Source organism: Fimbriimonadaceae bacterium (assembly GCA_019454125.1).
Classification (GTDB): Bacteria; Armatimonadota; Fimbriimonadia; order Fimbriimonadales; family Fimbriimonadaceae; genus JALHNM01.
In genome coordinates this window covers 1400290-1412435 of sequence record CP075365.1, presented here as the reverse complement: position 1 = coordinate 1412435, position 12146 = coordinate 1400290, and the positions used below count along the sequence as shown (strand labels likewise).

At 63.4% G+C, this 12146-nt stretch carries 14 protein-coding genes; 9 read left to right on the top strand and 5 right to left on the bottom strand.

What is annotated here, in order from left to right:
* Nucleotides 1–5 precede the first annotated feature (5 nt).
* The 8 genes from KF733_06995 (at nt 6) to KF733_06960 (ending at nt 4945) form a co-directional block, all read left to right on the top strand.
* On the top strand, nt 6–830 hold the full coding sequence (locus KF733_06995; GenBank protein ID QYK54755.1) for an acetyl-CoA carboxylase carboxyl transferase subunit beta: 825 nt from the start codon (nt 6–8) through the stop codon (nt 828–830).
* A gap of 3 nt (nt 831–833) precedes the next feature.
* A complete protein-coding gene (locus KF733_06990; protein ID QYK54754.1) occupies nt 834–1811 on the top strand; it encodes an acetyl-CoA carboxylase carboxyltransferase subunit alpha in 978 nt (325 codons plus the stop codon).
* A 25-nt stretch (nt 1812–1836) separates the two neighbouring features.
* Nucleotides 1837–2322, top strand: a complete 486-nt coding sequence (locus tag KF733_06985; GenBank protein QYK54753.1) for a DinB family protein — start codon at nt 1837–1839, stop codon at nt 2320–2322.
* On the top strand, nt 2322–2705 hold the full coding sequence (gene crcB, locus KF733_06980; GenBank protein ID QYK54752.1) for a fluoride efflux transporter CrcB: 384 nt from the start codon (nt 2322–2324) through the stop codon (nt 2703–2705). Before KF733_06985 ends, crcB begins: the two co-directional genes overlap by 1 nt.
* Nucleotides 2706–2757: 52 nt before the next feature.
* Complete coding sequence (msrA, locus tag KF733_06975) at nt 2758–3474, top strand: peptide-methionine (S)-S-oxide reductase MsrA (protein ID QYK54751.1); 717 nt, start codon at nt 2758–2760, stop codon at nt 3472–3474.
* 31 nt (nt 3475–3505) lie between these two features.
* A complete protein-coding gene (locus tag KF733_06970; protein ID QYK54750.1) occupies nt 3506–3820 on the top strand; it encodes a hypothetical protein in 315 nt (104 codons plus the stop codon).
* 63 nt (nt 3821–3883) lie between these two features.
* A complete protein-coding gene (locus KF733_06965) occupies nt 3884–4093 on the top strand; it encodes an Rdx family protein (GenBank protein QYK54749.1) in 210 nt (69 codons plus the stop codon).
* Nucleotides 4094–4099: 6 nt separating this feature from the next.
* A complete protein-coding gene (locus KF733_06960; protein QYK54748.1) occupies nt 4100–4945 on the top strand; it encodes a neutral zinc metallopeptidase in 846 nt (281 codons plus the stop codon).
* Between the two features lie 3 nt (nt 4946–4948).
* On the opposite strand, the gene KF733_06955 is transcribed toward KF733_06960, so the two are convergent.
* Nucleotides 4949–5503 (bottom strand): hypothetical protein, encoded by a 555-nt coding sequence (locus KF733_06955; GenBank protein QYK54747.1) that lies wholly within the window; start codon nt 5501–5503, stop codon nt 4949–4951.
* Nucleotides 5504–5771: 268 nt separating this feature from the next.
* On the opposite strand from KF733_06955, the gene dnaB reads away from it, so the two are divergent.
* Nucleotides 5772–7202: a replicative DNA helicase gene (dnaB, locus tag KF733_06950; GenBank protein ID QYK54746.1), complete on the top strand. Its 1431-nt coding sequence runs from the start codon at nt 5772–5774 to the stop codon at nt 7200–7202.
* A gap of 2 nt (nt 7203–7204) precedes the next feature.
* Here the strand turns inward: dnaB and KF733_06945 are convergent, their stop codons facing one another.
* From KF733_06945 to KF733_06930, 4 genes are read right to left on the bottom strand one after another with little or no spacing between them, the layout of a single operon-like run.
* A complete protein-coding gene (locus KF733_06945) occupies nt 7205–7714 on the bottom strand; it encodes a glutathione peroxidase (GenBank protein QYK54745.1) in 510 nt (169 codons plus the stop codon).
* Nucleotides 7715–7728: 14 nt separating this feature from the next.
* Complete coding sequence (locus KF733_06940) at nt 7729–8847, bottom strand: hypothetical protein (protein QYK54744.1); 1119 nt, start codon at nt 8845–8847, stop codon at nt 7729–7731.
* 9 nt (nt 8848–8856) lie between these two features.
* The gene (locus KF733_06935; GenBank protein QYK54743.1) at nt 8857–10947 is read right to left on the bottom strand and encodes a transglutaminase domain-containing protein; all 2091 of its coding nucleotides are present in this window, start codon (nt 10945–10947) and stop codon (nt 8857–8859) included.
* On the bottom strand, nt 10944–12140 hold the full coding sequence (locus KF733_06930) for a DUF58 domain-containing protein (protein ID QYK54742.1): 1197 nt from the start codon (nt 12138–12140) through the stop codon (nt 10944–10946). Before KF733_06930 ends, KF733_06935 begins: the two co-directional genes overlap by 4 nt.
* Nucleotides 12141–12146: the final 6 nt, after the last annotated feature.

Here is a 12146-nt window from a genome sequence, read left to right as displayed (position 1 = left end):
CCTTCATGTCGGCGGGCCCCACCGCGGCACCCGGGCGCTTTGTCCAGTGCCTGCACTGTCGCAAAACACTCTTCGCCAAAGATTTCCTCGCGGCGCAAAAGGTGTGTTCCTATTGCGGGCACCACCATCGCCTCACTTGGCAAGAGCGGGTCGACTGGACGTTTGACCCGGGCTCCTTCGAGGAGACCGACGTTAACTTGGTCAGCGTCGATCCCCTTTCCTTCCCCGAGTACCGCGAGAAGCTCAGCGCGTCGGAGGCCAAGACGGGGCTGCGCGACAGCGTGGTCTCCGGAACGGCCACCCTCGAAGGGCACCGGCTGAGCGTGGCTATCGCCGACTTCGCCTTCATGGGGGGTTCTATGGGTTCGGTCGCGGGCGAGAAGATCACCCGCACCCTGGAGCTTGGCCTGGAGAGGCGCATGCCTTCGGTCATCTTCTGCGCGAGCGGCGGCGCCCGGATGCAGGAAGGGCTTTGGAGCCTCATGCAGATGGGGAAGACCGTCGGAGCGGTGGAGCGGTGCCGCGAGTCGGGCGTACCTTTCATCGCCGTCTTCACCGACCCGACGATGGCGGGCGTCCTCGCGAGCTATGCGAGCGTCGCGGACGTCATCCTCGCCGAGCCGAGGGCCCTGGTGGGCTTCGCCGGGTCGCGCGTCAGCAAACAAGCCCAGGTCATAAAAGCTCCTGACGATTTTCAGACTGCAGAATTCGCACACCGAAGCGGCATGGTCGATCGGATCGTGCCGCGCCGAGAACTTCGCTCGACGCTTGCGACCTTGGTCCGCGCCCTTGGTGCGGCCCTGCCCGTGTCCGAAAAGGTGGTCGCCTAAGCCATGGCCGCGAACACTTGGAAGGAATGGATGCAGGGGCTGATCGAGCTCGAAGAGCTGATCGAGAAGTTGCGCCAGGCCCTGGATCGGGAATCCGAGCCCAGCGAGCACCAGCGCATCGAGGCGCGCCTTAAGGAGTTCGAGCGCCGCCGCGACGTCGTCCTGGAAGTCATCACGACCCGCATGGGCCCCTGGGAAGAGGTGCTCATGGCCCGAGCCGAGCCCCGGCCCTATACGCTCGACTATATCGAGCTCTGCCTCACCGATTTCATCGAGCTTTCCGGCGACCGGCGCTATGGCGACGACAAGGCGATCGTCGGCGGGACGGCGTTCTTGGACGGCCAGGCGGTGGTGGTGGTCGGGCACCAGAAGGGCCGCAACCTGCAAGAGCGGACTTTCCGCAACTTTGGGATGGCCAAGCCCGAGGGTTACCGTAAGGCGATGCGGCTTTTCCGCATGGCCGAGCAGTTCCGCTTGCCGGTGGTGACCTTCGTCGACACGCCCGCCGCCGACCCGGGGGTCGAAAGCGAGTCTCGCGGCATCAGCGAGGCGATCGCGGAGAGCATGCGCGTCATGTTCTCGCTCACCGTCCCGGTCGTCTCGGTCGTGATCGGCGAAGGGGGGAGCGGCGGCGCGATCGGCATTGCCGTCGCGAACAAAGTCCTTATGCTGGAGCACGCGATCTATAGCGTGATCCCGCCAGAAGGCTGCGCCGCGATTCTTTGGCGGGACGCGAAGAAAGGGCCCGAGGCGGCCGCGGCGCTCCGGCTCACAGCGAAGGGCGCGCACGAGTTCATGCTGGTGGACAGGCTGCTTGAAGAGCCCTTTGGGGGCGCCCATCGCGACCCGGCCTCAGTCGGCGAGACCGTAAAGAAAGCGATCGTCGAGGAGTTCGAAGCCCTCTCCAAGTTCACCCCGAGCGAGCTGCGCGAGCAGCGGTACTCGCGGTTCCGACGCATGGGTATGTACGAGACCGCCTAGGGCGGGCCGTGCTACGATCTTGGCCGTGAACGACTTTGAGGCCACGTGGACCCTAGTGCGCGGCCGCTTCGACCAAGTGTTCGAAGGCCTTACGCAAGAGCAGTTGAACTGGCGGCTCCAGCCCGGCGTGCTCACCTTGGGCGAGATGGCGCTTCACGTCGCCGGGGTGGAGGCTTCCTTCATCACCCAGCTGCAGCGGCAAGAGCCAGAAGGGCTGCTCGCCCGCCTGAAGTCCGCCGCGACAGACGGCGTGGTGAACGACGGCTCGTTCCCGTTCGCGGTTGACGAGATCACGCCGGCCCTGGTGAAAGAGAGCCTGGAGCTCGCGCGGTCGCTGGTCGCCCCAGTCGCCAAGAACCCCACCGAAGAGATCCGCGCCCGCCAGATCAAGAGCGCGCTCGGTCCAATTGTCGATGGCACGGGGGCCCTGGCGCGGCTCGCCTACCATCCCGGGTACCACCAAGGACAGGCGCATATCGTGAAGTCGTCGCCGGGCTTTCCGAAGGGCTGATGCCAACCTTCGCCCAGGGCCTCGCCGTGTTCGTCTTCGGGGGGATCGGCTCGTTGCTCCGCTGGCTCCTGGCGCTCGGGATGCGCGCGGCCTGGCCTGGTTCCACCCTGCCCTTCCCCACTCTGATCGCGAACATCGTGGGTTGCGCCCTGATCGGGGTCGCCATGGCGCTGGCTTCTCGCGGCGTGCTCGGTTCCCTACCCCGGATCGGGCTGGTCGCCGGGCTCCTCGGTGGGTTCACCACCTTCTCCGCTTTCGCATTTGAGACGGTGGAACTGGTGCGGGAGGGCAACTTGCCCGTTGCGATCGGATACGTGGCCGCATCGGTCGTGCTCGGCCTCGCGGCGGCCGCAGCGGGTTATGCGGTCGCCCCCGGTCCTTAGTCTGAAGGCTTGCCTCGGGAACTGTCCGGGCGTTATCGCGTTTTGGAGGGTTGTGAACCCGATAAAAGCCGTCGTCGCTTTGGCCGCCGTCGTTCTGGGAGGCGGGCTCTTCTACGCCGCGGACCCGGCTCGGGCCAACCAAGCTGAAAACGATATGCAAGAAACAAAGGCGAAAGCCGCTCTTCCGCCCGACCCTGACGGTTCCGCCGCGATCGTCGTCGGGGGCGGGTGCTTCTGGTGCGTCGAGGCTGTCTTCGAGGAACTGAAAGGGGTTTACAGCGCCTCTTCCGGCTATTCGGGGGGCGAATCGGAGAACCCGACCTACCGTGACGTCTGCACAGGCACGACCGGCCACGCCGAGGTGGTCCGCATCGTCTTCGACCCGAAAGAGATCTCCGCGGACGACCTGCTCCGCATCTTCTTCACCACCCACGACCCGACGACCCTGAACCGCCAGGGCGGCGACGTCGGCACGCAATACCGTTCGGTCATCTTTTATTCGACCGAAGAGGAAAAGGAGCGGGCACAGCGGGTGATCAATGAGGTTGGGGACGAGAAGATCTGGGACGACCCGATCGTCACCACCTTAGAGCCCCTGAGGGCGTTTTATCCTGCTGAAGACTACCACCAGGACTACTACGATAAGTTCGAGAACGGCTCTCCGGCGGAGGTCGCGGGGATGAACGTCGGCTATTGCCGCGCCGTCATCGAGCCCAAAGTGCGGAAGTTCCGACAGAAGTACGCGGAGAAACTCCGCAAGAACGGTTAAAGGTACCGGGGCTGGGACACAATAGGGGGCCATGAAGTTGTTCACCCGGACAGTTCTTCCCGCAGCACTCCTGGCCCTGGCCTCGCTTTCCTTCGCGCCGACCTTTGCCGACAAGGAACAAGAGCTGGCCCGACGGGTCATCACGGCGGTGCTCCACTACCGCTACGGCGAGAACGTGGACATCAATGTCGACCAGATTTCGACAAAAGTCCTATCAATAGCCGAACGCCGCTTGACCGGGGACGGCCGTCTGATCATCGACAAGAAGTCCAGGCGCTTCACCTTCAGCGTGAAAATCAAGTCCTCTAACGGCAACATCCGCGACGTCAATATCGACGTTAAGTAAGAAGAGATGCGTATCGAGATCACGTTCTGCGTCGAGTGAAACTACATTCCTCGGGCCGCCAGTTTGGCGGCTAAACTTGTAGAGGATTTCCGCGGCATAGTCGGTAAGGGGCATCCGATCAGTGAGCTTGTCCTCGTTCCCTCCGGCGGGGGAGTCTTTGACGTTGTCATAGATGGGGAGCTTGTCTTCTCGAAAAGACAGGTGGGGCGCTTTCCGGAAGCGTCTGAAATCTCAGATCAAGTCCGGAAGCGTTCGGGCCCCGGGAGCCTATAATCCGTCATGCGTTGGAAGGGTCGTGAGCAAAGCGAGAACGTAGAGGACCGTCGCGGGATGCCGGCGGGCAGAGCCGCGGGGCTTGGCGGCTTCGGCATCGTGGTCGCCCTCGTCGTGTTCCTTCTCACGGGCGACCCCTCCGCGCTCTTCGGCGCGGCAGCCGGGGGCGCGCCCGGCGCCGCTGTGCCTGCGGCCCCGCCCAGCGCGCACGAGCAGGAGCTCCGCGAGTTCGTCGGCGTCACCCTGCGCGACACCGAAGTCGTCTGGGACAAGCTTTTCCAAAGCATGGGGCGGCGCTATGAGAGCCCCAAGCTTGTGCTTTTCTCCGGTCGCGTCGATTCTGCATGCGGCATGGCTTCCGCCGCGGCAGGTCCGTTCTATTGCGCGCCGGATCAAGACGTGTACCTCGACCTCTCGTTCTATGAGACCATGCGCGACCAGTTCGGCGCGGGCGGCGATTTCGCGATGGCGTATGTCGTGGCCCATGAGGTCGGCCACCACGTTCAGAACCTTCTCGGCACAATGGACAAGGTGAACCAGCGCCGTAGCAGGATGAACGAGCGCGACGCGAACGCGCTTTCGGTCCGGCTCGAACTGCAGGCCGACTACTACGCGGGGGTTTGGGCGCACCACGCCCGCTCTATGGCGGAGCTGGACCGCACGGACATCCAGGAGGCGATCACAGCCGCTAACGCCATTGGAGACGATACGCTCCAGAAGCAGGCCCAGGGCTACGTAGTGCCGGACGCCTTCACCCACGGAACCAGCGAACAAAGAGTCCGCTGGTTCATGAAAGGGTTCGAGAGCGGCGACCCGCGTGGGGGCGACACGTTCTCGGTTCGCAACCTGTAAAGGTTACTTCTTGGTGGCTTTGCGCTTGCCGCCCGGGCCAAGCTCGACGGCGGTGGCGGAGCCTTCGAAAGTCGGCTTGAACTTAACGCGGCGCTTGAGATCGCCACTGCTCAAGGTCGACCAGTTCACCCGCTCCAGGGTCCAGTGCCAGCCGATGTCGGTCGGGGAAAAGAGGAACTCCACGTCGCCGGCAAGAATGTCCGAGACGAGCGTCTTGAGGTCTTCCCGATCGCCGAGGACGGCCTCGCCCGAGCTCTGGCTCGGCTTGAGCAGGACGCTTAACGTGACGGGCTCTTCCTCGCCCGTCTTGGTGACCTTCTTCTTGTCTTCGACGGTCTCCTGGACCTGGGCGACTTCGGCGAAGAGCGATTTGGTCATGTCCTGGTAGGACTCCGCGTCCCACTCGTAGTCCACGCCGTCGTGGGAGGCCATGGCAAAGCGACCGGTCTCGATGAGCGCAGTCGTGACCAGGGCCACGTCGGTCGGCTTGAGATCGGGATAGAGCTTGCGGATAAGGTCGAACGTCAGTTCCGGCTTGGTAAGGTTGATCGTGACCAAAGGGTAAACCTCGGGCAGTTTGCCGCGATTGGTTATTGTACCTTTCGGGTCGAGGGCACCCTGGGATACCTTGTGGGAAAAATGCTTCGAATTTAGGGTCGCGGGCCGACCTTCTCGTCTACGTGGAAAGCGAGGGGACAAGCGGGGGATAACCTGCCTTGGCCAGGCTGCTGTCCGCTTTTCCCCACGGGTCGCGCGGCAGTAGACGCCGACCCTCCTAGGGCGGCTTCTTTCCGGTCTCCCCCGTCGTTGATAATGGTCTCCTTCTATGTCCGCGAGTCGATTTGCCTTAGCCCCTGCCCTGGACGAAAAGGTCCCGCCGAACAGTCCAGAAGCCGAGATGTCGGCCCTTGGGGCGATGCTCTTGAGCGAGCGCGGCGCGGTCGAGGCCACGCAGATCCTGCGCGAGGACGACTTTTACTACCCCTCGCACACGGAGATCTACCGCGCGATCCTGCAACTTCAGCGGAGCGGCAAGCCGGTCGATCTCGTCACGCTCCGGATCGAGCTGGAGCAGCGCGGGACCCTAGAGGAAGTGGGCGGCGTGGCATACCTGTTGGAGATCGGCGAGGCCGTTCCCAGCGCGACAAACGCCGAGTACTACGCCTCGATCGTCCAAGACCTGGCGACCTTGCGACGCTTAGAAACGGCCGGCCGCGAGATCCAGTCCCTCGTCCACGACCCCGAACTGGACGCGGAAGAAAAGGTCGACACGGCCGAGGACATGGTCTTCCGAGTCGGCGAGCGGCGGGTCAGCAAGTATTTCTCAAGTGTAAAGTCCCTGGCCAAAGACTTTTTTACGGACGTCGACCACCTCTTTGAAACCCAAGAGCCGATTCTTGGGACACAGACAGGCTTCACCGACCTGGACAATTTAACGACGGGATTCTATCCGGGAGACCTGGTCATCATCGCCGCGCGCCCTGCCATGGGAAAGTCGTCTTTGGCGCTCAACATGGCGCTTAATGTCGCGCGCGAGCGCAAGGGCAACGTCGCCGTGTTCTCTCTTGAAATGACCGGCGCGCAGCTCGTACGCCGTATCGTTTCCACCATTTCTCGCGTCTCGATGGCCACGCTCAAAAAAGCGAACCTTACGTCCGAAAACTTCCATCGCCTGACCGATGGTTGCGAGGAGCTTTACGACCTTCCGATCATGATCGACGACTCGAGCGAGTGTACGCCGGTAGAGATGCGGCTTAAGTGCCGAAGGCTCAAGGCGGACGGTGGCTTGGCGCTTATCGTGGTGGACTATTTGCAGCTGATGCGCGGAAGCAACAGGCGCATCGAAAACCGCACACAAGAGATAAGCGAGATCGCCCGGGGGTTGAAAGGGATGGCTAAAGACCTCAATGTGCCGGTGATCGCGCTCGCGCAGCTGAACCGCGGCGTCGAGAACCGGCCGGACAAGCGCCCGATGCTGAGCGACATCCGCGAGTCAGGCTCGATCGAAGCCGAGGCGGACATGGTGATGTTCATCTATCGCGACGAATACTATCGGCGCAAGGAGGCCCCGCCAGAGGCGGGTTGGAACCCGGACGCGGCCGAAGTCGCCGAGTTGATCATCGGTAAACACCGGAACGGGCCGACCGGGACCGTGTTGCTCGGATTCCAGCCGGCCTATACAAGGTTTACGCTCTTGGACGACTCTTCGAAGTCGGAGTACATGCGGCGTTTACGCAGCCAAAACTCCGACGAGTAGCCTCAGTCCTTTGCAAGTTCGTGCTCGATAACTCCCAAAATCTTGGGATCGTTCGGAACGGTCTGTGGTTCAAACCTTGCGACGACGTTCCCACGACGGTCGATGACAAACTTAGCGAAGTTCCATTCGATCTCGTCGTGGCGGTCTGCCGAGGCGATAAGCCACTTATAGAGTGCAGACTTCTTTTCTCCCAGGACAACGGACTTTTCGAAAAGAGGAAAGGTCACGTTATAGGTCGAGGAGCAAAACTCCTTAATCTGTTCGTTGGAGCCTGGCTCCTGACCCTTAAAGTCGTTGGCTGGAAATGCGAGGATTTCGAAACCCTGAGACTTCTTGTCTCGATAAAGCGCCTCAAGCGCTTCGTATTGTGGTGTTAGTCCACAACGACTGGCCACGTTAACCACGAGAAGAACCTTGCCTTTGTAGCGGGAGAGTGAGACCTCGCTCCCGTCAATATCGGGGACTTTGAAGTCGTAGATCGTTGTACCTGCGACAAGGGCGAGCGCGAGCAAGGACGGAACCACGCCTAGAGATACGAAAGTTTGGGCTCAAAGGTCTCACCCCGGCAGATCGCGCACATACGAAGGACCGCCTGTTCCAAGGAGTCTTGGCCGGAGAACGAAGGACGCCGACCCTTCATCCGCGCCTCGCAATCGACCAGCTCGGCCAGGCATTCCAGCAGGCGGTCGTAGCCCAGCCGGCGCGCGGGGTCGAGGAGACTCGATTGTTGCCAAGGCTTCAGGCTCGTCACGTTCTTCTCGGGCAGCCAAGCGAGCACGTGTTCGCTCGGGCGCTGCGGCGCGACGCGCTCTTCCACCAGGAACCTTCCCTGCCAGACCAACCGGATCTGCCTGCCTAGGTTTGGGAAGAGCTGGCTGTAAACCTGGTCCTCCAGTTTGCCAGCGCTCCGCATGAACTCTCGAAGAGACCGGATCGCGGCGACCGAGTTGCCACTGGTGATCGCCTCGGCCATCTTGAACACGTTGTACGAGGGCTCCGCGATCACGAGCTCGGCCACGATGCGGTCGTCGATCTCGGACGCGTCGCCGATGTAGAGCGAAAGCTTCTCGACTTCGGCGATCGCGCGGCCGGCATGGCCACCGACCATCTCCGAAAGTCTGCGAGCCGCCGCCGCACCGAGCTTCTTGCCGAGGCGCTTAGCCTCTTCCCGGGCCGCCTCGGGGACGCCTTCGGCGTCCATTTCGAGTTTGACGACGGCCCCCTCGGCCGCCTTAACCAGGGTCGTCCACTGGGCGACGTTCGCGGAGAGGCGCGCCTGGCGGTTGGGGTCGCCCGTCTCGTCGTCGGCCACGAGGATAAGAAGGGTGCTTGAAGGCAGCGAAGCAAGTTGCTTGGCAAATGGGTGGGTCTTGGTGAACTTGTCCTGTCCCCACATTTTCTTGGGTTCGATCCGGGCGACGTTGCGCACGACGGTCACGCGACGTTCGCTAAGGAACGGCGCCGTCGAGGCGGACCCGACCCAGTCGCCGGGCGGACGGGCGTCGGCGACAATCGACTCGGTGTCCAGCTCGTCCGCTTGGCTCGCGGTGAGGAGTTCGCCCAAGAAGCGGTGACGCAGGACCGCGTCCTGCCCAGTGAGGAGGACGACGGTGGAAGCGGCGGCTTTGCCCGGGTCGACACGCACGGCCAAAGCTTATCCCTTTGGCAAGCGCGAGACGGCCGTTCGGAACGCGGCGACTTCCTTGGCCACCTCGGGCGCGACCGTGTCGCCGTTCGGGGAATAGAGGGCGTCCTCAAAGGTCTTGGCAAGTCGGCGGGCTTCGCGCAGGGTCTCGTCCAGGGCAAAGCCGTACTGCTCCACGTATTCGGTCGTGGTCTGACTGAACTTCCTTGGGGAGCCCGTCCGGCGCTCGATCGTGCGGACGAAGCTGCTATGGGCGCGGGCCAGCGCGCTCTGGCGCGGGGGCATGATGCCGAGCGACTCACGCCCTCGGAAGAGGATCAACCCGAGGATCGCGGTGCCGAACCCGACCAAAGCGAACTGGCCGAAACCCTGCCCGAGAAGATCGACGTTGAGCCAGGGGCGCTTCAACTCGATCGCGGAGCCGCGCTCGCCGCCAGGCACGGGAAGGGCGCCTTCGGTGGGGTCGAAGACCACCCATCCGGCCCCTTCGAAATAGATCTCGGCCCAGGCGTGGGCGTCTCGGCGGCGAACGGTCATGAAGCCGTCTTTGTCCCGGCTGGGATCGTTCACGATGTAGCCGATGGCGTAGCGGGCGGGCAAACCGACCGAGCGCGCACCGAGCACCATAGCGGAAGCGAAGAGGTCGCAATAGCCTTCCTTCGACTCGAAGAGGAAGAAGGCGACGGGATCCTGGTTCGGGGGCGCGGCAGCCGCGTTTAGGTTGTACCGCGCGGCCGCCGAGATCGCCAGCTGGACGGCGCGGGCCTTTTCGTAGTCCGTGTTCGCGTTGGCTTTGCGCACGGCATCGTTCGCGAAGCTTTGGATGCGCTCATCGATCGAAGCCGAGCTAAAGTACGACTCGCGAATCCGCTCGAAGGACTTCGGCAGGGTGGCCTTCCTCTCAGCGGGGTCGACCGTCGAGTCCCAATAGGTCGCCGTGATGGGCTTGTTCTCCATCAGGTTCGGACGGAGCTCGGCCTGGCCCGAATAGGTGAACGTCAAGTTCTCGCGCGGATAGCCCAAGACCTCCCGGATCGGCCCCGGCCCGACCACCACGTCCAAGGGGACGTTCCCGGCAGGCCGGTACCGGATCTCCTTCAGCCGAGCGTCGTCGAGCGGCTCGAACGGCACGCCGTTCGGGAAGGCGACGACCCCGCCCCTCTCGGTCACGAACTTGTTCCGCTTAGAGGGCAGGTTCTCGCCAAAGTTCTCGTGTCCGGCGAAGTCCATGTTCACCCGGCTCCAGCCGCGACCGTTGTAGATCGCGTAGTTCACGCGGCGGAGGTAGCCGATCTGGCGCAGGTCGACCTGGAAGACGGGGTCGTTTGAGGGGTTCACGGGGCCACGGCCGACGAACTGCTCGCTGGTCGCCATGGTCTGCGTCTGGCGGTTCTGGCTGGTGGGCGGGTTTGGTAGCTGGACGCGGACGGTGCCGCTCACTTCCTGCAGGGAGAGCTGCAAGATGGGGGCGCCCACCAAGCTGATGATGACGACGGCAGCGGCCGAGGCGAGGCCCCATTCCGGCCCTGCGACCCAACGCCAGGAGTCCCGGCGGAGGATGGCAGGGTCCCCGACCCCGGCCATTTTCGCGCGCTCCAGCATGCCGCGCTGGTGGATCCGCGCATAGAGCAAGGCGGAACTGACAAGGAACGCGAAGAACATCAGCGTCGCGGGCTTGTACGTGTCGAACGTGCCGACCAGGCCGAAGAGGGCAAGACACGGCAAATTGAGGAACAAGAGGGTCTGGTCGCGCCAGGAGACAAAGCCGCAAAGGATGATCATCCACGAGAGCCATGCCCCCGCGATCAGGTTAAAGGGGAACCCCTCTTCCGGCAGAACGTAGTTCAGGGGCCAAACGAGAAAGGCCGAGGCGAACGCAAGGACCGTCCACAGGATGCCGTCGAACTCTTGCCACCGCTTCCCTTCCGCAACCTTCCCGATCACATAACCGGTCGTGAGCGACACCATGACGGAGAGCGCCAGCAATGAGGCAAGCACGGGCTTGGAGAGGCTCATGCCGACGGCGTAGACGGCCATCCCGCACCCAAAGAGCACGAGGAGGTGGTCGAGCAAACCGCGGCGGAGAGTTCTTTCGGTCATATCCAGGGGGCTACGGGAGGCAGGACGTGGACTTCGGCACCGGCCGCCTCTAGCCGGGCGAGGTACGCAGGGTCAGCGGCGTTCACGAGGTTGCTGGGCACCGCTCGGTTCGGAACATAGTCGGCAAGGTCATAGACGAGGACGACACGCCGGAGGTCACCCCTCGCCACCAAGGTGTCCGGCAACCGGACGTCTCGAACGGCGGCAAAAACGACGAGCGTGGCGCCGCTGGGCAGGTTTGCGCTGGCGACCTGTTCAGCTAGCGTTGTGGTCGCTTCGGGGGTCACCAAGGTCAAGGCTTCCCGGATGGCGCGCATTCGGGCGTCCGCGTGCTGGAGCCCCGCGGTCGGATCCTCGAGCCCGGGCAAGCTGACGGTCGCTCCCTTCTGGAGGAACTCGTTCGCGAGCCAGAGCGCATGGCCGCACATGCACTCGAAGGTGGAGAGGGCTTGAGTCCCGACGTCGGTGCCCTGGCTGCGTTGGAGCAGGAACGCCAGGGTGACACCGGAGCCTGATTCGAACTCCTTGACCATAAGCTGCCCTGTTCTGGCGGTTGATTTCCAGTGGATGTGGCGCATCGGATCACCGGAGACGTATTCCCGCACGCCCTGCGGCTCCAGGCCCGAGCCGCGCACCCGCCCCGCCTCGACATCGGTGAGGCCCCAGCCCGCTTGCGGGCGGATCTCGATGGGGACGGGGAGCGGGACGGGATAGACTTTGAGCTCGACCGAATCGGTCGTGTAAGTCTTGTCCAGAGTCACGATGCCGAGGGCGTCGCTCCCCCGCACCGTCAGGCGGTTCCACGTGTAATGGCCACGGCGCATGGGGCGGAACGTATAGCGCGAGCGGACGGGCTGGTCGAAGGAGGGGGCGATCGGCAAGGAGAGGGTGACGTCCTGCAGGCGCATCCGCTTGGGTAGCCCATCTATGACCGTCACCAGGGGCCGGCGGAGGCGTCGCTCGCTCCAGACCGTCACATCGACCACGACCTCTTCGCCGACCCGCACGGCCGGAGGCAGGCTCCGTTCGAACCGCAGGCCGCGCACGGCAAGGTACGCCTGCAACCGCGAGGCCAAGAGGAGCGCGATCACTGCGGTAGTCATGTAAAAGAGCGGCGGCGAGTTCACCAACACCGCCATCACCACCAGGAAGAGTCCGGCGATGCTGAGAGCGATGGCGACAAAACGGTTCATGGGCTC

Bases quoted from the DNA above. Each gene is read 5' to 3' on its own strand.
- KF733_06935 (QYK54743.1), bottom strand. From the start codon at position 10,947: ATGACCGAAAGAACTCTCCGCCGCGGTTTGCTCGACCACCTCCTCGTG.
- KF733_06995 (QYK54755.1), top strand. From the start codon at position 6: ATGTCGGCGGGCCCCACCGCGGCACCCGGGCGCTTTGTCCAGTGCCTG.
- crcB (QYK54752.1), top strand. From the start codon at position 2,322: ATGCCAACCTTCGCCCAGGGCCTCGCCGTGTTCGTCTTCGGGGGGATC.
- KF733_06990 (QYK54754.1), top strand. From the start codon at position 834: ATGGCCGCGAACACTTGGAAGGAATGGATGCAGGGGCTGATCGAGCTC.
- KF733_06960 (QYK54748.1), top strand. From the start codon at position 4,100: ATGCGTTGGAAGGGTCGTGAGCAAAGCGAGAACGTAGAGGACCGTCGC.
- KF733_06930 (QYK54742.1), bottom strand. From the start codon at position 12,140: ATGAACCGTTTTGTCGCCATCGCTCTCAGCATCGCCGGACTCTTCCTG.
- KF733_06970 (QYK54750.1), top strand. From the start codon at position 3,506: ATGAAGTTGTTCACCCGGACAGTTCTTCCCGCAGCACTCCTGGCCCTG.
- dnaB (QYK54746.1), top strand. From the start codon at position 5,772: ATGTCCGCGAGTCGATTTGCCTTAGCCCCTGCCCTGGACGAAAAGGTC.